The following is a 20,358-nucleotide window of genomic DNA, read 5'->3' as shown; positions in this document are numbered from 1 at the left end:
ATGGGATTCGAAGATCGGGCTGCGCATGGCGTCAGTAGCCGCGTGTCCGGTCGATCTGGCCGTTCATCGGCTTTCCCGCGCGAAACAGTCGCAGGTTTTCCAGCACCGCATCCACCGCGGATTCGGGCCGCGTCGCGCTGGCGATGTGCGGCGTGATGCGCACGCGCGGTTGCGTCCAGAGCGGATGGTCGGCCGGCAGCGGTTCGGGATGGGTCACGTCGAGCACGGCGCTGTGAATCTGGCCGCGTTCGAGGGCGTCGAGCAAATCGTCGCTGACGAGTTGCGGCCCGCGTCCCACATGAACCAGCGAAGCGCCGTGCGGCAGCGCATCGAACACCTGGCGGCCGAGCAGGCCGCGCGTCGCGTCGGTGAGCGGCAGCAGGCAGATCAGCACGTCAGTGCGGGCCAGAAACGCATCGAGCCCGGCCTCGCCGGCATAACACGCCACGCCCTCGATCTCATGCTGTGATCGGCTCCAGCCCGCGCAGGCAAAGCCGAACAGCCGCAGACGGTCCAGCACCGCCGTCCCCAGCATGCCGAGCCCCAGCACGCCGATGCGGCGCGAGGCGGCGGCCCGCAGCGGCATGGGTTGCCAGGTACGCGCCTGCTGCTGCAACTCGTAGTCGAACAGATCGCGGTGAATCGTCAGCACTGCTTGCGTGACGTATTCCACCATGCCGTCGACGATGCCGGGCTCGATCATCCGCACCACAGGCAGATGTGCGGGGATTTGCGACAGGTCGAGTTGATCCACGCCCGCACCGACCGAGAATACGACGTCGAGATTCGGCAGCGTGACGGCGAGATCGCCCGGTTGCCAGGCCACCAGATAGCGCACGGCGGCGGGTTCCCCGATGTCGGGCCAGACCCGGAACGGCGTGTCGGGTGCGAGTTGCGCGAACCGTTCGGCCCATAGCGCGCCACGCACCGGATCGGCTTTGTAGAGGACGGTCATTGCGGGTTACGCCATTGCCTGGTTGATGATGCCGTAGGCGCGCCAGCTCGCGTCGGGAGCGGCTTCGCGCAGATCGGCGGAGGCGTTGCGGACCATCTTGTCGACGGCGTCGACGCGTGCCAGGCCGAGGCCGTCCAGCCAGTCGTGGATGCCGGCTTCGGCCGGCACGTCGATGCGCACGAAATCGCCTCCGTGCCGGGCCAGCCAGTACGAGATCAAGGCAGTGGCGCGCCGGTCGTCGTCCGCCTGCTTTGCCACCACCGGTCCGATGGCGTAGCCGCGTCCAAATGGACGGAACAGCGAGAAGCCGAGCACATCGCCGTCGCCTTCCAGCACCACGCCCTGCGCGAATTCGAGCAGCGCCGGCAGGGTCGCGCTGCGGTCGAAGCCGCTGGCGCGCGAGGCGAGTTCAATCAGCCGAGGGATGTCTTCCGGCTTCGCCGCGCGCAGATGCTCGCCGGGCGGGGGGGGCAACGGCCGCCACTTCACCAGGCGTGCCTTGATGCTGGATGAGCCCGCCGCAGGTGACAAAGCCGAGCCTTTCGTACAGCGGCTTGCCGGCCGCCGTGGCGTGCAGGAAAGTGACACGGTTGCCAAGTTCTTCGAGCACCAGTTCCATCAGCTTGCGGCCAATGCCGCGGCCCTGTTCGTCGGGAGACACGATCACGAGACCGAGCGTGCCGCGGTCCGCGCCGAATTTCCAGCACAGCGCGGTGCCGATTACGCTGCCGTCATCTTCGGCGACGAAGCCGGTGCCGGCGTCGAACATGAAGCGCCAGTCGTCGGCGCGATGCGGCCAGCGCACCGCGAGCGAGAGGCCGTGCGCGGCGGCGATGTCGGCGGACGAGAACGGGCGGTACGCGGGCGATTTCTTCACAGATGATTCGGACACTGCAAACTCCTGCTGGCGGCATGATCAGCCTAGACTGTCGCATCCCCGGTGTCCGCTTCATAGGACGATCTTTTTGTTATTCGAGTGAGGTCGTCCGCAGCGCCATGAACTCACGCGCGGCGGGCGAAGCGAATCGCCCGGCTATTTTGGCGTTCAGCGCGAGCATGGCAAATTCAATATAATGATCGCAATTCTCGCGGATCTTCATTGCAGTCGGGCGGGCAGCTGCCGCCTTCGCTGTGAGGGCTTCGCACCCGGCACAACAACAGCAGCGGCGGGCGTAGCGGGCCGGCCGCCCCGTCATCGACAGGAAACACATGCAGCGAACAGAAGCTGGCAAAAAACGCGCGGTCAACCTGAGTCAAGGCGACGTCGGCGCCCGTCTGCGGGCGCTGCGCGTCGCGCACGGTCTGTCCGTCAATGAACTGGCGATGCGGGCGGGCGTGTCTGTCGGCACCGTCAGCCAGGTGGAGCGCAACAAGGCGAATCCGTCGGTGCGCATTCTCGAACGCCTGCGTCAGGCGCTGGGCGTTCCGCTCACCGCGTTGCTCGAAGAGGACGACGCGGTCTCGGACCCGATCACCGGCGACTTCGTGCGCAAGGCGGCCGAGCGGCCGCTGTTCGAAGTCGGTAAGAACGGTATGCAGAAAGAGCTGCTGTCGCCGCACGGCGACCACGATCTGCAGATGATGATCATCATGCTGCCGGCTGGCTCGGGTTCGGAAGAAGTGCTGGTCGGTATCGGCGAAAAGGCCGGGCTGGTGCTGGAAGGAACGGTCGTGCTGAATGTCGGCGATCGCCGCTGCGAATTGCGCGCGGGCGACAGCTTCCAGTTCAAGAGCACGGTGCCGCATAGCGTGCGCAACGAGAGCAACAAGACCGCGCGACTGCTGTGGATCATGAACACGCAGCCGCCCGTCATTCACCTCTGATCCTGCACTCCTCCACGTCGTAAAGGGCCGCGCCGGGGCAGGCGCGGTTCTTCTTCTCGCCCGCCGCTTCGCTTCATTCATTCTCCGCCCCTCTTGCGATGTATTCGCCCGCTTGATACGGGCGACGGCCCACATCGCCTTCATTTTTTTCGCTGTTCATTTTTGCGCTGCACGATCGCCTGAAGGTGTGGCACATGCATGCTCGCCCGCGCCATATCCATCAATGCTCACGCCGTCCGCCGCGGTCCCGCGTTGCGCATGGGAGGAGGCGCGCAAGTCGCCGCAGAGCACAACGAACTTTTCGCAAAGTTTATTTTTGACCACTAGCAATTCATTTTCTGTTCATTAAAATGAACTTCATTGATGTTCGTTCATTCGGCGGTTGCGATGACGAACGGCAGTACCGGGAGATGCCATGCGTCGCAACTTGTGCAGCGCAGCCGGCATCGCAGATTTGAACCTTCTGATCAGGCCGGGCATGTCTACTCCGTCACTCGATTTCGATCCATCAGCCGTTCCATTACCGCAAGGGCATTTCATTGGCGGTGCGTACTATCCGACGGGCGAGGCGCAGATCGCCGTTCATCGGCCGTCGGACGGCGCGCTGCTCGGCCATGTGCCGGACGCGACCGATGCCACCGTCGATCTCGCCGTCAGCGACGCGCTCGCTGCATGGAAGACGAGCGGCTGGGGCACCCGTTCGCCGCGCGAACGCGCGAAGGTGCTGAGCCGCTGGGCCGACCTGATCGATCGCGATGCCGTGAGCCTCGCGCAACTCGAGACGGTCAGCTCGACGCGGCCGGTCGCGGAAAGCTATGCATCGGATGTACCGTTCACCGCCGAAGCAATCCGCTTTTTCGCGGAGCTGGCCGACAAGCTCGGCGGCGATATCGCCGCCACGCGCCGCGACAGCCTCGGCTTCATCGCGTCCGAACCGTACGGCGTGATCGGTGCGATTACGCCGTGGAATTTCCCGCTGTCGATGTGTTCGTGGAAATGCGGACCGGCACTCGCGGCCGGCAACGCGGTCGTGCTGAAGCCCTCGGAAATGACGCCGTTCTCGACGTTGCGTCTCGCCGAACTCGCGATCGAAGCCGGCATGCCGCCCGGCATCTTCAACGTGGTGAACGGCCGTGGTGCGACCACCGGCGCGGCGCTGACGCGCCATCCCGGCATTTCGAAGATGAGCTTCACGGGATCGACCCGTACGGGCGCCGCGATCATGAGCGACGCCGCGATGCACGGCACCAAGCCTGTCACGCTGGAACTCGGCGGCAAGAGCCCGCAACTGGTATTCGAACACGTACGCGACCTGGACTTCACGGCGGGTTGCATCGCCCGCGGCTTTACCGCGAACGGCGGCCAGGCGTGCGTGGCCGGCACGCGCCTGATCGCGCACAAGCGCATTGCCGAACCGCTTGTCGACGCGATTCAGCGTCAATTGCAGGCGATCAAGCCAGGTCCGCTGTGGGACAGCCGCACCGCTTATTCACCGATCATCAGCTCCGCCCAGGCACGCCGTATCGAAACGCTGATCGGCCAGAGTCGCGACAGCGGCGCGGAAGTGATCTTCGGCGGCGGCTTTTTCGATGGCACCGGCAAGGGTCTTTTTCACCGTCCGACGGTGCTCGCCAACGTGACCGACGCGACGCCCGCCGTGCGAGAGGAACTGTTCGGCCCGGTGTTGACTGTGCAGACATTCGACGACGAGGACGAGGGCATCGCGCTCGCCGGTCATCCCGTCTACGGCCTCGCAGCCGGTATCCACAGCAGCGACATCGGCCAGGCGCTGCGCGCGATGCGCCGCATCGCCGCGGGCACCATCTGGATCAACCGTTATGGCCGCAGCGGCGACATGATCATTCCGACCGGCGGCTTCGGCCAGTCTGGCATCGGCAAGGATCTCGGCCGCGAGGCGATGATTTCGAGCATGCGCCACAAGAGCGTACTGATCGATTTCGAAACACTGTGAAGCACGGCCTTGCAGTGGACTGACGCAAGCAGCACCCGTACCGATTCAACCCGAAACTGAACCCCGGACCTGCGAACAGGTTCGTCACGACGACAGGATGTTGACCATGATCGATTTCGAGCCGAAGTACATCACTTTCGACTGCTATGGCACGCTGACCAACTTCCAGATGGGCCAGAGCGCGCGCGAGCTATACGGCGACAAGCTGGACAAGGCGAAGATGGACGAGTTTGTCGAGTTCTTTCGCGGCTACCGCCTCGACGAAGTACTCGGCGCATGGAAGCCGTATCGCGACGTGGTCGTCAATTCGGTGCGCCGCACCTGCGAGCGCACCGGCGTTCCGTTCGACCAAGCGACCGCGCTGAAGATCTATGATGCCGTGCCGACTTGGGGTCCGCATGAGGACGTACCGCAAGGGCTGTCGCGCCTCGCGTCGAAATACAAGCTCGTGATCCTGTCGAATGCGTCGGACGACCAGATCCACAGCAACGTCGACAAGCTCGGCGCGCCGTTCCACAAGGTCTATACGGCGCAGCAGGCGCAGGCGTACAAGCCGCTGCAGAAAGCGTTCGAGTACATGTTCTCGCAACTCAACTGCAATCCCGAAGACGTCCTGCACGTGTCGTCGAGCTTCCGCTACGACCTGATGACCGCGTACGACATGGGCATCAAGCATAAGGCGTTCGTCAACCGCCGCCACGAGCCGCTGAACCCGTACTACGGCGTCAACGAAGTATCGGGCATTCCGCAACTGGCATCGATGCTCGGTCTTTGATCCACCTACGAGGCCCGCTTGGCGCAGCGCAACTCACAGACAGGAATGCATCGCGATGAAGCTCGAATCCTACTGGCTCGATACCGCGCCACCCTTTACGAAGGCCGCTCAAGTCCCGCCTCCGCAGCGGGTGGACGTGGCCGTGGTCGGGGGGGGGCTTCACCGGGCTGTCGGCGGCGCTGGAGCTGGCAAAGCGTGGCATGTCGGTGGTCGTGTTCGAGGCGGGGCGGCTCGCCGGGCAAGCGTCCGGCCGTAACGGCGGACATTGCAACACGGGCGTCGCGCAGGACTACGCCGCGTTGTCGGCGCGGATCGGCAGCGAGCGCGCGTCGGAGTTCTATCGCGCTTATGCAGGTGCAGTCGACACCGTGAAGGCGATCATCGCCGAAGAGGACATCGACTGCGATCTGCGTCACTCCGGCAAGATCAAGCTCGCCGCGAAGCCGCAGCATTTCGCATCGCTCGCGAAGTCGTACGAAGTGTTGAAGCGCGAAGTCGATCCCGATGTCGAACTCGTGCCGCCCGACCGGATTCGCGAAGAAATCGCGTCGGACGGGTTCTTCGGCGGACTCGTGCAGCGCAACGGCATGCAGATGCACATGGGCAAGTTCGGCGTCGGTCTCGGCCAGGCGGCGGCGCGGCGCGGCGCGCAGATCTACGAGAACACGCCCGTCACGAGCCTGAAGCCGCTCGGCGGCAATGCGTTCGAGGTGACCTGTGCGCTCGGCACGCTGCGCGCGGAGCGCGTGCTGATTGCGACGGGCGCGTCGCAAGTCGGACCGCTGCAATGGTTCCGCCGCCGCATCGCGCCGGTCGGCAGCTTCATCGTCGCGACCGAGCCGCTCGGCAAGGCGCGTCTCGATGCGCTGCTGCCCACGCGCCGCTCGTATGTGACGACGCTCAATATCGGCAACTATTTTCGTGCGACGCCCGACGAGCGTCTGCTGTTCGGCGGCCGCGCGCGCTTCGCGATGTCGAATCCGCGTTCGGACGAAAAGAGCGGCCAGATTCTGCGTGAGGCTCTCGCGCGCTATTTCCCGCAACTGTCCGATGTGCGCATCGACTATTGCTGGGGCGGTCTCGTCGACATGACGGCCGACCGTCTGCCGCGCGCGGGCCAGCACGAAGGACTGTTCTATTCAATGGGCTATAGCGGCCATGGTGTGCAGATGTCGGTGCACATGGGCCGTCTGATGGCCGACGTGATGTTCGGCGCCGCCTCGCGCAATCCGTGGCGAACGCTCGAATGGCCCGCGATTCCAGGGCATTTTGGACGCGCGTGGTTTCTGCCGCTGGTCGGCGCGTATTACCGGTTGCAGGATGTGCTGCATTAAATGGATTCGACGAGCCCGGCCGGCCATCGGCCAGGCAACGCGCAGATTAAAAATCACTATTCCCAGAGGTAACCCCATGTTGCGTTTCATGTTCCAGCCCGCTTCCGCCGTTCGCTTCAACACTGTGCAACGCTTTGCTGCGGGCGCGGGTCTCGCGATGTCGATGATGTTCGGCGCCGCACACGCCGCCGAAACCGCCGCGCTCACCGCCGGCTCGCCGCCGTCGAGCGCGCCGACCACGTTCATGAACGTGAAGACGCAGCAGATCGAAGGCCTGATGCCCGACGTCGTGAAAGAGATCGGCAAGCGCGAGGGCTTTAACGTGTCATACGACGCAGTACCGTTCTCGGCGCTGATCCAGTCGGTGGTGTCGGGCAAGATCGACATCATCGTCGCGGGCATGACGCCGACGCCCAAGCGCGCCGAAGTGGTCGACTTCTCGCAGCCGGTCACGGCGTTCGGCGAAGGCATCATCGTCAAGGACACCAACAAGGCCGTCTATCACTCGGTCCAGGATCTGAAAGGCATGACCGTCGGCGCGCCGACCGGCACCGATTACGGAGACCAGTTGAAGAAGCTCGGCATCTTCACCGAAGTGAAGATGTATGACAGCCCCGCCGACATGACGCGCGACGTCGCGCTCGGCCGCATCGTCGCGGGCTTCAACGACTATCCGATCCTGAAGGCGCAGGAGGCCGCGGGTGCGATGGCGGGAACGCGCGTGGACGACGCCTATGTGCCGATGAAAAAGTTCGACATCGCGATCGCGGTGAAGAAGGGCAACAGCGCACTGCTCGCGAAGATCAACGACGCGCTGACGAAGATGAAGGCCGACGGCTCGCTCGACGCGATCCTGAAGAAGTGGCATCTCGCGGGTTGATCTGCGTGCTGTGAGAAGGGGCGCAAGAGGCGCTCCCGCTTCGAAGCGGGACGCGCCCGGCGAGGTCCGCCGGCGAGCGGTGCGGCGGACTGAACGAATGCAAAGAGCAACGGAAGGCACCCATGCACTGGCACGATATAGTCGATTTTGTACCGATTCTGATTCAAGGCGCGGTGATGAGCATTGTCATCACGCTGGGTTGCCTGCTGCTGAGCACAGTGCTCGGGCTGACCTGGGCGTTGCTGAAGATGTCGCGCTATCCGCTCGTCGTCCGCGGCGTGAGCACGATGATCAACGTCGTGCGCGGTCTGCCGATGATCGTGCTGCTGTTCTACATCTACTTCGTGCTGCCCGAGATCCATATCCAGGTGTCGGCGTTGCAGGCGAGCATTATCGGCCTCGGCTTCGGCTACTCGACGTATGTCGCGGAAATCTTCCGCGCCGGGATCGAGGCGGTCGATCCGGGCCAGTACGAAGCCGCGCAGTCCATCGGCATGGGCCGCGTCAAAACCATGGTGCGCGTGATCCTGCCGCAGGCCATCAAGGTCGCGCTGCCGCCGTACAGCAATACGCTCGTGATGATGCTGAAAGACTCGTCGCTCGCCTCGACCATCACGGTCGCCGAAATGACGCGCGAAGGACAGTTGATCGCAGCGTCGACGTTCCAGAATCTGACGGTTTATACGCTCGTCGCGGTAGGCTATCTGGCGATGAGTCTGCCGCTGATGAGCATGACACGCACGCTCGAACGACGTTTCGGTCGGCATAAGGCCAGGTAAGTAAATAAGGTGAGGCCGGAAAAGTTCGAAGTGAGGATGCGATGATCGAAATCACGAATGTGCACAAGAGTTATGGCGCCGTGCCGGTTCTGAAGGGCATTTCGCTGAACGTCCGTCAGGGCGAGGTGGTCTGCCTGATCGGTGCGTCAGGCTCGGGCAAGTCGACGCTGCTGCGCTGCATTAATGCGCTCGAATCATACGATGAAGGCGAAATCCGTCTTCTCGGCCAGCCTGTCGAACAGCGCGCGCGCAACATCAACCAGTTGCGCACCCAGGTCGGCATGGTGTTTCAGCGCTTCAATCTGTTTCCGCACCGGACCGCACTCGAGAACGTGATGGAAGGACCGGTGCACGTCAAACGCATGTCGCGCGCCGACGCGCAGCGCGAGGCGTCGGAGCTGCTGGTCAAGGTAGGGCTCGGCCACAAGCTGCATGCGTATCCGCATCAGTTGTCGGGCGGCCAGCAGCAGCGGGTGGCGATTGCGCGCTCGCTCGCGATGAAGCCGAAGGCGATCCTGTTCGACGAGCCGACTTCTGCGCTCGATCCGGAGCTGGTCGGCGAAGTGCTCGGCGTGATGCGCACGCTCGCACGCGAGGGCATGACGATGCTGGTCGTCACGCACGAAATGGGCTTTGCGCGTGAAGTGGCGGACAGGGTCTGCTTTCTGCATGCGGGTCTCATCATCGAAGAGGGCACCGCGCAGCAGGTGTTGGGCTCGCCGCGCGAGGCGCGCACCCGCGAATTCCTGCGCCATGTGCTGACCGATCGCAGCGGCGGGCATGGCGCGCATGATCGCAGCGAGTCCTCCCGCAGCGAGTCCTCCCGCAGCGAGTCCTCCGGCGGCGCGCATGACAGTTTGGCGCCCGGCGGCGTCGCGGGAGCGGCGATATGAGCGGCCGCTTCGTACGTGTTGGCGAAACGGCGCGCGCCACAGTCGAATTGACGATCAACGGCGAGCGTGTCGCCGCGCTCGCCGGCGACACGCTGCTCACCGCGATGCTGTGCTCGGTGCGATATGTGCGCCAATCCGAATTCGGCGAGGAGAAACGCGCCGGATTCTGCCTGATGGGCGCGTGTCAGGATTGCTGGGTCTGGACCGCGGACGGCGAGCGCTTGCGCGCCTGCACCACCGTCGTCGAAGCGGGCATGCGCGTCGTGACGACGCAACCGGAGGCGCAATGGGCGAACCTCGCATCGTAATCGTCGGCGCGGGCCCTGCGGGTGTGCGCTGCGCGGAAACCGTGCTGGCCGCCGGGATTCGCCCGATCGTCGTCGACGAGGGGCGGCGCGACGGCGGCCAGATCTACCGGCGCCAGCCCGAGGGCTTCACGCGGCCTTACGCGAAGCTGTACGGCACCGAAGCCGCACGCGCGGAGAATCTGCACCAGAGCTTCGAGCGCCTGTGCGCGCAGATCGATTACCGCCCGCAGACGCTCGCGTGGAACGTCGCGCAAGGCAAGCTGCATATCGTCCACCAGGGACACGCGAGCGCGCTGGCCTACGACGCGTTGATCTTGTGCCCCGGCGCGACCGACCGGCTGATGCCCGTCAAGGGCTGGCAGTTCGCGGGCACCTACAGCCTGGGCGCCGCGCAGATCGCGCTGAAGTCGCAGGCTTGCGCGATTGGCCGCCAGGTGGTGTTCATGGGCACTGGGCCGTTGCTTTATCTCGTCGCGAACCAGTACGTGCAGGCGGGTGCGAAGGTCGCCGCAGTACTCGACACATCGAAGACGGGTGCGCGATTGCGCGCGCTGCCCAAGCTCCTTGCGCGGTTCGATGTTTTGCGCAAGGGCCGTGCGCTCGTGGCCGGATTGAAGCGCGCGGGTGTGCGGGTCGAAAACGGCATTGAGCCAGTCGAAATTGTGGGCAATCCAGACGACGGCGTGCACGGCGTCCGTTATCGCAATGCGCGCGGCGAAGTCGCGCAGATCGCGTGCGATGCGGTTGGCCTTGGCTATCACCTGCGGCCCGAAACCCAGCTCGCCGATCTTGCGCGTTGTGCGTTCCGTTTCGATGCGCTCACGCGGCAATGGGTCCCTCAGATCGACGAACTCGGCCGCAGCAGCGAGAAGGGCGTCTATCTCGCGGGCGACGGCGCACGCGTGCTCGGCGCGGACGGCGCCGAGATCGCCGGACGGCTCGCGGCATATGCGGCGTTGAGCGATCTCGGACATGCCGTGCCAGCCGTGACGCTCGGCGCACTGCGCCGCGAACAGCAGAAGATGGATCGCTTCCGGCTCGGTCTTGCCGAAGCGTTCCCGTGGCCTGCCGCGCAGGCGGCGCGGCTGTCCGACGATACGATCGTCTGCCGCTGCGAAGGCATCACTGCGGGCGAACTGCGCCGCGTGGTGCGCGAAGAAGGCGCGCGGGAAGCGAATCGTGCGAAAGCATTCAGCCGGGTCGGCATGGGGCGCTGCCAGGGGCGTTACTGCGGTCACGCGGGCGCCGAGGTGATCGCGGCGGCGGCAAGCGTGCCACTCGAACAGGTCGGCAGGCTGCGCGGGCAGGCGCCCGTCAAACCGCTGGCCATTGCGACTGTGGAGGATACGGAGTGAGCGCGAACCGCGTACAGGCCGATGTTTTGATCGTGGGCGGCGGTTTCATGGGCGCCTCCGCGGCATTCTTTCTACGGCGGCGGGGCCGCTCGGTGATCCTGCTCGAAAGGCAACTGGTCGGACAGCAGGCGAGCGGCACGAACTTCGGTAACGTGCGCCGTCAGGGGCGTTTTCTGCCGCAACTGCCGCTTGCGAACCGCTCACGCGAAATCTGGGGCCGTTTGCCGGAGCTGATCCAGCACGACGCCGAGTTCCTGATGTCCGGCCACGTGCGCGTTTGCTATCGCGACGAGCAGGCCGACCAGTTCGAGACCTATGCGAAAGAGGCTTCGCACTACGGCCTCAAACTCGATCTGCTTCGTGGCGACGCGCTGCGGTCGCGATTTCCGTTTCTCGGCCGCGAGGTGCTGGCTGGTTCGTATTCGCAGATGGACGGACACGCGAATCCGCGGCTCGCGGCGCCCGCGTTTGCGCGCGCTGCCGTGCGGGCCGGCGCGCAGATCGTCGAAAACTGCGATGTCGTGACCGTCGAAAAGGAAGGCGCCGAGTTTCGCGCGACCAGCGCCGACGGCCGCACGTTCCACGCCCCCGTGTTGCTGATTACCGCGGGCGCGTGGGGCAATCTGCTGTCGGAGCAGTTCGGCGAAGCCGTGCCGATTGCCGTCAACGGTCCGCAGATGGCCGTGACCGAGCCTGTGCCGTATGCAATCCAGCCAGTGGTCGGCGTGTCGTCGCCGCAGATCGAAGAGGTCGTGTACTTCCGCCAGGTCGCGCGCGGCAATATCGTAATCGGCGGCTGTGCGCGGGCGCCCGCGTTTCTCGACGAACGTCGCGCGAAGGTGCTGCCGCAGAACACGCTGCTGCAGTTCAGGCAGGCGCAGCGAGTCGCGCCGATGTTGCGCAATCTGAGCATCATCCGCGTGTGGAGCGGCGTCGAAGGCTATATGCCGGACGACAAGCCGATCATGGGCGCGAGCGGCACGACGAGCGGCCTTTTCTATGCGTTCGGTTTTTGCGGCCACGGCTTCCAGTTGGGGCCGGGCGTCGGCGATACGATGGCCGAACTGATCGACACGGGTGCGACCAGCACGCCGATAGAGCCGTTCGATATTCGCCGTTTTGCGGCCGCCCGGGATGCGGTGCCCGTGTCGGTGCCGCCGACATCACGAGTCGCTTGAACGGAGCGCCGATGCTTAGCCTGAGCCCGATGTCGTCGTCCTCGCCGCAATCAGCGAGCGAGAGCCGTCATCCGGCGCGCGCGCCGGACCGTCCGAGCCGCGCGGTGCAGCGTGCGCTCGATTTCATCGACGCCTGTTTCGCCGATCCGATCAGCCTGTCCGAGCTCGCAGCCATCGCCGGCCTGAGCATTTCGAGATTTGCGGTGCGCTTCAGCGCCGAGATCGGCGTCTCGCCGCAGCAGTATGTACGGCTGGTGCGGGTTCGGCATGCGCAGCGTTTGCTGCGGCGCGGCCTGCCGCCGTCGATCGTCGCGACCGAAGTCGGCTTCTTCGATCAGAGCCATCTGTGCCGGCATTTCAAACGCGTGCTCGGCAGAACCCCGGGGGAGTGGCTAAGCGCCGACGGCTGATTGCTAGCGGCTCGCCACAGCGGAGCCCGCCACCAGAACTCGACATAAACTGAAAGGCCACCGGTATCAACGCCGGTGGCCTTTCATCTTTCATGCATCCGCCTTCACTGATGGTGTTGCGAGAACAGCGTCTCAAGCGGGTACTCCGATTTCACGAACGGCGTCTTGATGATGACGTAGCTGAAATACTTTTCTATGCCGATATCGCGTTCCAGCAATCCTTCGATCACGCTCTGATAGTGGTTGACGCTGCGCGTGACGAACTTCAGCAGGTAGTCGTAGCCGCCGCTCGCGAGATGGCATTCGACGATCTCATCCACCGGACGGATGGCCGCCTCGAACTTGGCGAAGTCTTCGCGGCGATGGTCGGCGAGGGTGACCTCGGTGAACACGATCTGCACGTCACCGAGTTTCTGAAGCTGGATATGGGCGCCGTAGCCGACAATGTAGCCGGCCTTTTCGAGGCGCTTCACACGGATCAGACAGGGGCTCGGCGAGAGCCCCACGGCGTCCGCGAGCTCGACGTTCGTGATACGGCCTTTCTTCTGGAGTTGCGAGAGAATACGCAGGTCGGTCCGGTCCAGCTTGGTGTCGCCGCTCGTCGTCATGTATCGGTCTGCCCGTCGAAGGTTCTGCTTGTCGCTTCGTCGCGCTTTGCCCGGGTGAGGCCCGGTGAAGCGCCGCGCAGGCCGATGTTATCACGCGCTCAGGCGGCTCAGGCAGCCGCGCGGCTCGCTGTGCGCAACGCGGCGCGTACCTCCGCTTCGTCAAGCACTTCGTCGAGCGTGCGCTTCAGGCGGCCGAACATCTGCTCGAATTCAGCTTCGACAAAACACAGCGCGGGCGCGAAGCCGAGAATGTTGTCGCCGAATGCGCGGAACACGAGGCGGTTGCGGTACGCGGCGGCCGCGATCCGGTCCGGCAGCTTCAGCGCCGGGTCGAAGCGGGCGCGCGAATTCTTGTCGGCGACCAGTTCGAGCGCGCCGAGCAGGCCGCGATGACGCGAGTCGCCCACGAGCGGATGATCTAGCAGCGCATCGAGACCGGCTGCAAAGCGCGGCGCCTGCGCCTGACCGTTCGCGAGCAGACCGCCTTCATGGTAAAGACGCAGCACTTCGAGGCCGATCGCTGCGCTGACGGGGTGCGCGGAATAGGTCTGGCCGTGACCGACGATCGCGGTATCGCGTGCGTCGCCGGCAATGCCCTGGTAGATTTCGTCCGACATCAGCACGGCGCCCATCGGCGCGTAGCCGGAAGTCAGCCCTTTGGCGACCGTCATCAGATCGGGCTCGACCTGTTCCGCTTCGCACGCGAAGAGCGGACCCGTGCGGCCGAAGCCCGTGATGACTTCATCGGCGACGAACAGGATGTCCAGACGCCGGCACGCATCGCGCATCGCTTTCAGCCAGCCGGCCGGCGGCACGATCACGCCGCCCGATCCCTGGATCGGCTCGCAGAAGAACGCGGCGACGTTCTCCGCGCCGAGTGCCGCGACCTTCGCTTCGAGAGCGGCGACCGATGCGGCGATCAGCGCCTGCGCGTCGCCGCGTGGCGTGTGACGGTACGCATACGGCGACGGCAGATGATGCTGGTGCGGCAGCGGCAGATCGAAGTTGCGGTGAAACGCAGGCAGTGCGGTGAGCCCAGCGCCGACCGACGACGATCCGTGATAGCCGCGCTCCAGCGCGATCATCTGCTTCTTCGACGGACGTCCGGTCGCGTTGAAGTAATGCGTGATGAAGCGGATCGCGGAGTCGACCGCGTCGGAGCCGCCGAGCGTGAAGTACACGTGCTGCAGCGAAGCGGGCGCGAGCGCTACCAGCTTGTCGGCCAGCTCGATCGCGGGCTCCGACGAAAAGTGGAAATAGGTGGTGGCGTACGGCAGCTTCGTCATCTGACGCGTCGCCGCTTCGACGATGCTCTGCTGGCCGTAGCCTACGTTCACGCACCAGAGGCCCGAAAATGCGTCGAGCAGCTCGTTGCCGTTGATGTCGCGAAGATTGGCGCCCTGGCCGGATTCGAGCACGGTGGCGCCGCGCGCTTCGTGCGCACGGTAGTTGATGACGGGGTGGATCAGATGCTTGCGGTCGGCGTCGATAAGCGATTTTTTTGACATGATGGTATGTTCCCGGCACGTGACGAACGGTAAGACTCACCCCCTGATAGTAGCGACAGCCGCATGCGTGCCGTTCCGCCAAAGAAACGCCCAAAGAGCGTGCGTGCAGCGTTTTGCACCCCGCAGACAGCATTTTGTGCTGCACGTGCTTAATAGCGGGGCGTGAGATGGCGCCTTGTCGATGAGGCTGGGTGGCGTGTTAGGGCGAGCGGCCAGAGTGCATGCGCGATGTCGAAAAAACATGACGGCAATCGCACGGCCAGGCGCGACGACGAACGCGACGACGAACGCGACGACGAACGCGACGACAAACGCGACGACAAACGCGACGACAAACGCGACGACAAACGCGACGACATGCGCAACAACAGGTGCAATGCCGGGCGCAAAACCGCGCTACGCGCGGCGGCCCCAGTCACGCAAGCGACTGCATGGTCACGGCAAATTGATGCAGCGCGCGTTCGGCGCGATCCGTATCTACGTGACGTTTCGCACCGGCAGGCCGCCGCATCTTCACTACCGTCTCGGTACGGACAATACCGAGGCCGCTTAGCCACGCACGCAAACCGTGTCCATGCGGCACATCGATACGGATCAGCGCGCCTTCGTTCAGCGCGAGCCAGTGGCTGATCAGCGCCTTCGCATGCACGCCGTCCGGCGCGTCTCCAGCGACCACCGGGCCGATGATGAACCCGCGTCCGAAGCGGCGAAACAGCGAGAAGCCGAGCAGTTCGCCGTCGCGATCAAGCGCGATGCCATCGGCCAGATCGAGCAGCGGCGGCAACACGAGACTGCGATCCAGACCGCTCGCGCGCGACGCGAGCGCGATCAGTTGCGGCGTATCGCGCGCGCCGAGCGGACGTAGCCGTTCGTTCGCGGGCAGTGCGACGAGCGGCGGCCGGAACGCCGCGCCCTGCATCTGATCGAGCGCGCCGCAGGCCTCGAAGCCGAGCGCTTCGCACAGCGGCCGCGCGGCATCGCTCGCGTACAGCGTGATGTCGCGTTCGCCAAGTTCGTCGAGCGCGCGGGCGAACAGCGCCTCGCCGATCCCCTTGTCCCGATGTTCCGGCGCAACCAGCAGCATGCCGAGCGTCGCGCGATCGCTGCCGAATGCCCAGCACACTACCGTGCCGACCAGCGCGCCCGCCATCTCGGCGACGAAGCCGATCCCGGTGCACGCCGAAAAACGCCATTCCTCGCAGCGATGCGGCCAGCCGATCGCCGCAGACAGCCGTTGGGCGGCGGGAATGTCGTCGAGGCACAGGCGTCGGCAGGTGAACAGCGCTTGGGTGGTGGGATCGGACACGGGGCGCTCCCGGAGTAGTCGGCCGTGCCGCGACTGTTGCACGTTGCCCGGCCGATGACCAGTATGAATTTTTTATCATGGTGCAGCGCGCACAAGGAAGCAGTGGCCATGCGCAGCGGCGGGGCCTGTGATACGAAATGCGCGCTCAGGCGGTCCAGATCGCGTGCGGCGTGCCGAAACGGCCAATTTTGTCGATGCAATCTGCGGCGCGCTCACTTCTACGATGATGTTCATGCAGCGGCGTTCGTCGGCGCTCGCACAGGGCGGTGCAGGGAGCGCATATCAGGGTCGATGCCAGGGGCGGCAAAACATGCTGTTTGTACCGCTCAAAACCGCGTTTTCGGATGGTCGCGTCTGCTGATACGCGATCAACGGCAGTTTTTGCAGTGCTTAAATCGATTCATGCAGTCACACCGCACCGCGACCAGCACGCGGCGCGCCGTCGAACACCAACGCTGGATATCCCACGTTCAATCTCGAGTGAGGAGCAGTTCGCATGTACGACGACGAAATCAAAAAGGGCGGTTTCAGCCGCCGTGACATGATGCGTTTGCTGGCCGCCGGGGGCATGCTCGCCACCGGAGCGGGAGGGCTGCTGGCAGGGGCGAGCCCGGCGTTCGCCGCGCCCACGCCGAAAAAAGGCGGCAAGATCCGGGTCGCTTACGACGCATCGTCGACCGCCGATACGCTCGACCCGGCCAAGGGCTCAGCCGGCTCCGACTACATCCGCTTCTTCATGTTTTACAGCAGCCTGACGCAGCTCGACGCGTCGCTGACGCCACGGATGAACCTCGCGGAATCGGTGGACAGCAGCGACGCGAAGGTATGGGTGATCAAGCTGCGCAAGGGCGTGACCTTCCACGACGGCAAGGCGCTCGTGCCCGCCGACGTGGTCTATTCGCTGATGCGTCACAAGAATCCGGCCACTGCGTCGAAGGTGAAGACGCTCGCCGACCAGTTCGTGGACGCGAAGCAGACGGGCCCGAACGAAGTCACGCTCACGCTCGCGTCTGCGAATGCCGATTTACCGGTGATACTCGCGACGCCGCAATTCGTGATCGTCAAGGACGGCACGACCGACTTCACGACGGCAGTCGGCACCGGCCCCTACAAGGTGAAGACGTTCAAGCCGGGCGTCTCGACGGTCGGCGTGCGCAACGACAGCTTCTGGAAAACGGGCGCGGGCCCCTATCTCGACCAGATCGAACTGATCGGGATCGGCGACGACGCGGCGCGGGTCAATGCGCTGCTCTCCGGCGACGTTCATCTGATCAATTCCGTCGATCCGCGCGCGACGCAGCGCATCGCGGCGACGCCTGGCTACGAAGTCCGCGAGACCAAGTCGGGTCTCTATACCGACCTGATCATGCGCCGCGACAATCCGACGTCGGGCAACCCCGATTTCGTGCAGGGGATGAAGTATCTGTTCGACCGCGACCAGGTGCGCAGCGCCGTGTTTCGCGGCTATGCGGTGATCGGCAACGATCAGCCGATTCCGCCGGGGCACCGCTACTTCAACGCGTCGCTGCCGCAGCGGCCGCACGACCCGGACAAGGCGAAGTTCCACTTCCAGAAGGCCGGGGCGATCGGCGCGACGCTGCCGCCGATCTACGCAACGACCGACGCGAACGGCTCGGTCGAAATGGGGGTGCTGCTGCAGCAAAGCGCCGCGAAGATCGGGGTGAATCTGAACATCAATCGCGTGCCGGCCGACGGCTACTGGTCGAATCACTGGATGAAGCATCCGCTCGGCTTCGGCAGCGTCAATCCGCGCTCCAGCGCCGACGTGTTGTTCACGCAGTTCTTCAAGTCGGACGCACCGTGGAACGAGTCGGGCTGGAACAACCCGAAGTTCGACCAGTTGCTGGTCGCCGCCCGCTCCGAAACCGACGACGCGAAGCGCAAGCAGATGTACGGCGACATGCAGGTGCTGGTGTCGGAGCAGGGCGGCATCGGCATTCCGACCTTCCTGAGCCTGCTTGATGCGAACGACAAGAAGCTGCAAGGACTTGCACCGGTGCCGACGGGCGCCATGATGGGCTTCAACTTCGCCGAGTACGTGTGGTGGAACGCGTGACACGCTGACGACGAAGCCGAAGCGCGCGAGCGCGGCGACTAGTCTTGCTGCAGTCTTGCGCAACACAACGGCAACACGCAGCGACACGCAGCGACACGCAGCAACACGCAGCAACACCCCAGCTATCCCGCAGCACAGTCTCAAGCAGCCCCAACGGCTGCGGCTACGCCGGCGCATCGATGCCGCGCCCGCGTAGCCGCAGCGCAACCGAGGAGGTCTTGCCCATGAACGGGAACATCGCCGAGCTGATCGGCCGGCGCATCGCCGTCACCGCGCTGACGCTGCTGATCGTCTCGATCATCATTTTCGTCATCACCAACCTGTTGCCCGGCGACGCCGCGCAGGCCGCGCTCGGCCAGTCGGCGACCGCCGAAACGGTCGCGGCGCTGCGCCAGCAGTTCGGTCTCGACCAGCCCGCGTGGCTGCGCTACATCCACTGGCTGATCGGCCTGCTGCACGCGAACTTCGGCGTGTCGCTGTCGAACAATCTGCCGGTGACTGAATTGATCGAAGGGCGTCTGCCGAAGTCTCTGACGCTCGCCGCGATCACGACGGCCGTGTCGGTGCCGATCGCGGTGTCGGCGGGCATTCTCGCGGCGGTCAACCGCGAGTCGCTGATCGACCGGATCGTGAGCCTCGGCACGTTGTCGCTGGTGGCGACGCCGGAGTTCCTGATCGCGACGCTCGCGGTGCTGGTGCTGGCCGTCAAGCTGCACTGGTTGTCAGCGTTGTCGTATAGCGGCGAGATCGACAGCCTGCATGATTTTCTGCGCGCCTACGCGATGCCCGTCGTCACGCTCTGCGCGGTAGTCGTCGCGCAGATGGCACGGATGACGCGCGCAGCAGTGATCGAGCAACTGAGTTCGTCGTATGCGGAAATGGCGATGCTCAAGGGCGCGAGCCCCGCGCGCGTGGTGCTGCGCCATGCGCTGCCCAACGCGATCGGCCCGATCGCCAACGCGATCGCGCTGAGCCTGTCGTATCTGCTCGGCGGCGTGATCGTCGTCGAGACCATCTTCAACTATCCGGGCCTCGCCAGCCTGATGGTCGATGCGGTGAGCAACCGCGACTTCCCGCTCGTACAGGCCTGCACGCTGTTGTTCTGTCTCGGGTATCTGCTGCTCGTGCTGCTTGCCGACCTGTGCGCCATCATCTCGAACCCGAGGCTGCGGACATGACGATCCTTCGACCTACTTCCCAAACGCCGCACCGGCCCGGCGCACTCGAGCCGGCGCAGCGCAGCAGCACGTTGCCGCAGGGCGCCGAGCCTGGCCGCTCGTGGGGCAACGGCGGGGGCCGGGCGCCGCAGCCGGTGCGCCGCCGCAGCGTCGCGCAACGGATGAACCTGTCCCTAGGCGGCTGGATCGGCCTGGCGATGGTCGGCTCCGCGCTGTTCGTCGCCGCGTTCGCGCCGTGGCTTGCCCCCCATCCGGTCGGCGCGATTCTCACGCCCGACGTGTTCGCTGGTTTCAGCGCGAAGCTGCCGCTCGGCTCCGACTACCTCGGCCGCGACATGCTAACCCGCATCATCTACGGGATGCGGCTGACGGTGGTGCTCGCGCTCGCCGCCGCGCTGCTTGCGGCGCTCACGGGGACCATGCTCGGGCTGCTCGCGGCAGTCGCCGGCCGGCGCATCGACGAGACGATGAGCCGCCTGCTCGACGCGGTGACGTCGATTCCGTCGAAGATGTTCGCGCTGATGATCGTCGCCGCCTTTGGCTCGTCGCTGTCGTTGCTGATCGTCACGGCAGCGGTGAGCTACATGCCGGGCTCGTACCGGATCGCGCGTTCGCTCGCCGTCAACATCGGCACGCTCGAATACGTGCAGGTGGCGCGGGCGCGCGGCGAGAGCGCGCTGTACATCGCGTGCTTCGAGATGCTGCCCAACATGATTCACCCGATGCTCGCCGACACGGGACTGCGCTTCACGTTCGTCGTGCTGCTGCTCTCCAGCCTGAGCTTTCTGGGGCTCGGCGTGCAGCCGCCGTATGCGGACCTCGGGTCGCTGGTGCGCGAGAACATCGCCGGTCTCGGCGAAGGCGTGCCGGTCGTGATCCTGCCGGCTATTGCGATCGCCGTCCTGACGGTGGGCGTGAACCTGCTGATCGACGGGTTGCCGCATCGCGGCCGCCGCAAGGGCGCGGCCGACGCTGACGGAGGCCATTGATGAAGGCCCATCTTTTCAGACGTGCTCAT

The 20,358-nt window shown here is 65.0% G+C and carries 18 protein-coding genes and 2 pseudogenes; 14 read left to right on the top strand and 6 right to left on the bottom strand.

What is annotated here, in order from left to right:
- Positions 1 to 31: 31 nt before the first annotated feature.
- From H3V53_RS23500 to H3V53_RS23490, 3 genes and pseudogenes are all read right to left on the bottom strand, one after another.
- Positions 32 to 955 (bottom strand): 2-hydroxyacid dehydrogenase, encoded by a 924-nt coding sequence (locus H3V53_RS23500; RefSeq protein WP_336600001.1) that lies wholly within the window; start codon positions 953 to 955, stop codon positions 32 to 34.
- Between the two features lie 6 nt (positions 956 to 961).
- Positions 962 to 1,847, bottom strand: a pseudogene (locus H3V53_RS23495) (GNAT family N-acetyltransferase).
- 76 nt (positions 1,848 to 1,923) lie between these two features.
- Positions 1,924 to 2,055: a hypothetical protein gene (locus H3V53_RS23490; RefSeq protein ID WP_336600000.1), complete on the bottom strand. Its 132-nt coding sequence runs from the start codon at positions 2,053 to 2,055 to the stop codon at positions 1,924 to 1,926.
- A 109-nt stretch (positions 2,056 to 2,164) separates the two neighbouring features.
- Between H3V53_RS23490 and H3V53_RS23485 the strand changes: the two genes are divergently transcribed.
- The 11 genes and pseudogenes from H3V53_RS23485 to H3V53_RS23435 all read left to right on the top strand — a co-directional run bounded on the left by H3V53_RS23485 (position 2,165) and on the right by H3V53_RS23435 (position 12,663).
- Positions 2,165 to 2,779, top strand: a complete 615-nt coding sequence (locus tag H3V53_RS23485) for a cupin domain-containing protein (RefSeq protein WP_336599999.1) — start codon at positions 2,165 to 2,167, stop codon at positions 2,777 to 2,779.
- A 478-nt stretch (positions 2,780 to 3,257) separates the two neighbouring features.
- On the top strand, positions 3,258 to 4,751 hold the full coding sequence (locus H3V53_RS23480) for an aldehyde dehydrogenase family protein (protein ID WP_336599998.1): 1,494 nt from the start codon (positions 3,258 to 3,260) through the stop codon (positions 4,749 to 4,751).
- A gap of 106 nt (positions 4,752 to 4,857) precedes the next feature.
- Positions 4,858 to 5,526, top strand: coding sequence for a haloacid dehalogenase type II (locus H3V53_RS23475; protein ID WP_336599997.1), 669 nt, complete (start codon positions 4,858 to 4,860; stop codon positions 5,524 to 5,526).
- Between the two features lie 55 nt (positions 5,527 to 5,581).
- A pseudogene (locus tag H3V53_RS23470) lies at positions 5,582 to 6,860 on the top strand (NAD(P)/FAD-dependent oxidoreductase).
- Positions 6,861 to 6,936: 76 nt separating this feature from the next.
- Entirely contained in the window at positions 6,937 to 7,740 is an 804-nt protein-coding gene (locus tag H3V53_RS23465) for an ABC transporter substrate-binding protein (protein WP_336599996.1), read from the top strand.
- 122 nt (positions 7,741 to 7,862) lie between these two features.
- On the top strand, positions 7,863 to 8,519 hold the full coding sequence (locus H3V53_RS23460) for an amino acid ABC transporter permease (protein WP_336599995.1): 657 nt from the start codon (positions 7,863 to 7,865) through the stop codon (positions 8,517 to 8,519).
- A 41-nt stretch (positions 8,520 to 8,560) separates the two neighbouring features.
- A complete protein-coding gene (locus H3V53_RS23455; protein WP_336599994.1) occupies positions 8,561 to 9,412 on the top strand; it encodes an amino acid ABC transporter ATP-binding protein in 852 nt (283 codons plus the stop codon).
- Entirely contained in the window at positions 9,409 to 9,720 is a 312-nt protein-coding gene (locus tag H3V53_RS23450) for a (2Fe-2S)-binding protein (protein WP_336599993.1), read from the top strand. Before H3V53_RS23455 ends, H3V53_RS23450 begins: the two co-directional genes overlap by 4 nt.
- On the top strand, positions 9,699 to 11,075 hold the full coding sequence (locus tag H3V53_RS23445) for an FAD/NAD(P)-dependent oxidoreductase (protein ID WP_336599992.1): 1,377 nt from the start codon (positions 9,699 to 9,701) through the stop codon (positions 11,073 to 11,075). Before H3V53_RS23450 ends, H3V53_RS23445 begins: the two co-directional genes overlap by 22 nt.
- On the top strand, positions 11,072 to 12,253 hold the full coding sequence (locus H3V53_RS23440) for an NAD(P)/FAD-dependent oxidoreductase (protein ID WP_336599991.1): 1,182 nt from the start codon (positions 11,072 to 11,074) through the stop codon (positions 12,251 to 12,253). The genes H3V53_RS23445 and H3V53_RS23440 overlap by 4 nt, the downstream gene beginning before the upstream one ends.
- Before the next feature lie 11 nt (positions 12,254 to 12,264).
- Positions 12,265 to 12,663, top strand: a complete 399-nt coding sequence (locus H3V53_RS23435; protein WP_336599990.1) for an AraC family transcriptional regulator — start codon at positions 12,265 to 12,267, stop codon at positions 12,661 to 12,663.
- 104 nt (positions 12,664 to 12,767) lie between these two features.
- Here H3V53_RS23435 and H3V53_RS23430 read toward each other — a convergent pair whose 3' ends face one another.
- The 3 genes from H3V53_RS23430 to H3V53_RS23420 all read right to left on the bottom strand — a co-directional run bounded on the left by H3V53_RS23430 (position 12,768) and on the right by H3V53_RS23420 (position 16,085).
- Positions 12,768 to 13,271, bottom strand: coding sequence for an Lrp/AsnC family transcriptional regulator (locus H3V53_RS23430; protein WP_336599989.1), 504 nt, complete (start codon positions 13,269 to 13,271; stop codon positions 12,768 to 12,770).
- A 107-nt stretch (positions 13,272 to 13,378) separates the two neighbouring features.
- Entirely contained in the window at positions 13,379 to 14,779 is a 1,401-nt protein-coding gene (locus H3V53_RS23425) for an aspartate aminotransferase family protein (RefSeq protein WP_336599988.1), read from the bottom strand.
- Between the two features lie 415 nt (positions 14,780 to 15,194).
- Complete coding sequence (locus tag H3V53_RS23420) at positions 15,195 to 16,085, bottom strand: GNAT family N-acetyltransferase (protein ID WP_336599987.1); 891 nt, start codon at positions 16,083 to 16,085, stop codon at positions 15,195 to 15,197.
- Positions 16,086 to 16,581: 496 nt separating this feature from the next.
- Here H3V53_RS23420 and H3V53_RS23415 point away from each other — a divergent pair, with 496 nt between their 5' ends.
- From H3V53_RS23415 to H3V53_RS23405, 3 genes are all read left to right on the top strand, one after another.
- The gene (locus H3V53_RS23415) at positions 16,582 to 18,162 is read left to right on the top strand and encodes an ABC transporter substrate-binding protein (RefSeq protein ID WP_336599986.1); all 1,581 of its coding nucleotides are present in this window, start codon (positions 16,582 to 16,584) and stop codon (positions 18,160 to 18,162) included.
- A gap of 224 nt (positions 18,163 to 18,386) precedes the next feature.
- A complete protein-coding gene (locus H3V53_RS23410; RefSeq protein WP_054927098.1) occupies positions 18,387 to 19,340 on the top strand; it encodes an ABC transporter permease subunit in 954 nt (317 codons plus the stop codon).
- The gene (locus tag H3V53_RS23405) at positions 19,337 to 20,329 is read left to right on the top strand and encodes an ABC transporter permease (RefSeq protein ID WP_336599985.1); all 993 of its coding nucleotides are present in this window, start codon (positions 19,337 to 19,339) and stop codon (positions 20,327 to 20,329) included. The genes H3V53_RS23410 and H3V53_RS23405 overlap by 4 nt, the downstream gene beginning before the upstream one ends.
- Positions 20,330 to 20,358: the final 29 nt, after the last annotated feature.

The organism is Paraburkholderia bengalensis (assembly GCF_037126505.1).
Classification (GTDB): Bacteria; Pseudomonadota; Gammaproteobacteria; order Burkholderiales; family Burkholderiaceae; genus Paraburkholderia; species Paraburkholderia bengalensis.
The sequence above is the reverse complement of the archived record's forward strand: the minus strand, read 5'-3'. Positions and strand labels throughout refer to the sequence as shown.

Excerpts from the sequence above, each read along its gene's own strand:
- H3V53_RS23425 (WP_336599988.1), bottom strand. The coding sequence starts at position 14,779 with ATGTCAAAAAAATCGCTTATCGACGCCGACCGCAAGCATCTGATCCAC.
- H3V53_RS23455 (WP_336599994.1), top strand. The coding sequence starts at position 8,561 with ATGATCGAAATCACGAATGTGCACAAGAGTTATGGCGCCGTGCCGGTT.
- H3V53_RS23485 (WP_336599999.1), top strand. The coding sequence starts at position 2,165 with ATGCAGCGAACAGAAGCTGGCAAAAAACGCGCGGTCAACCTGAGTCAA.
- H3V53_RS23430 (WP_336599989.1), bottom strand. The coding sequence starts at position 13,271 with ATGACGACGAGCGGCGACACCAAGCTGGACCGGACCGACCTGCGTATT.
- H3V53_RS23500 (WP_336600001.1), bottom strand. The coding sequence starts at position 955 with ATGACCGTCCTCTACAAAGCCGATCCGGTGCGTGGCGCGCTATGGGCC.
- H3V53_RS23410 (WP_054927098.1), top strand. The coding sequence starts at position 18,387 with ATGAACGGGAACATCGCCGAGCTGATCGGCCGGCGCATCGCCGTCACC.
- H3V53_RS23475 (WP_336599997.1), top strand. The coding sequence starts at position 4,858 with ATGATCGATTTCGAGCCGAAGTACATCACTTTCGACTGCTATGGCACG.
- H3V53_RS23450 (WP_336599993.1), top strand. The coding sequence starts at position 9,409 with ATGAGCGGCCGCTTCGTACGTGTTGGCGAAACGGCGCGCGCCACAGTC.
- H3V53_RS23435 (WP_336599990.1), top strand. The coding sequence starts at position 12,265 with ATGCTTAGCCTGAGCCCGATGTCGTCGTCCTCGCCGCAATCAGCGAGC.
- H3V53_RS23490 (WP_336600000.1), bottom strand. The coding sequence starts at position 2,055 with ATGAAGATCCGCGAGAATTGCGATCATTATATTGAATTTGCCATGCTC.
- H3V53_RS23405 (WP_336599985.1), top strand. The coding sequence starts at position 19,337 with ATGACGATCCTTCGACCTACTTCCCAAACGCCGCACCGGCCCGGCGCA.
- H3V53_RS23445 (WP_336599992.1), top strand. The coding sequence starts at position 9,699 with ATGGGCGAACCTCGCATCGTAATCGTCGGCGCGGGCCCTGCGGGTGTG.
- H3V53_RS23465 (WP_336599996.1), top strand. The coding sequence starts at position 6,937 with ATGTTGCGTTTCATGTTCCAGCCCGCTTCCGCCGTTCGCTTCAACACT.
- H3V53_RS23415 (WP_336599986.1), top strand. The coding sequence starts at position 16,582 with ATGTACGACGACGAAATCAAAAAGGGCGGTTTCAGCCGCCGTGACATG.
- H3V53_RS23460 (WP_336599995.1), top strand. The coding sequence starts at position 7,863 with ATGCACTGGCACGATATAGTCGATTTTGTACCGATTCTGATTCAAGGC.
- H3V53_RS23480 (WP_336599998.1), top strand. The coding sequence starts at position 3,258 with ATGTCTACTCCGTCACTCGATTTCGATCCATCAGCCGTTCCATTACCG.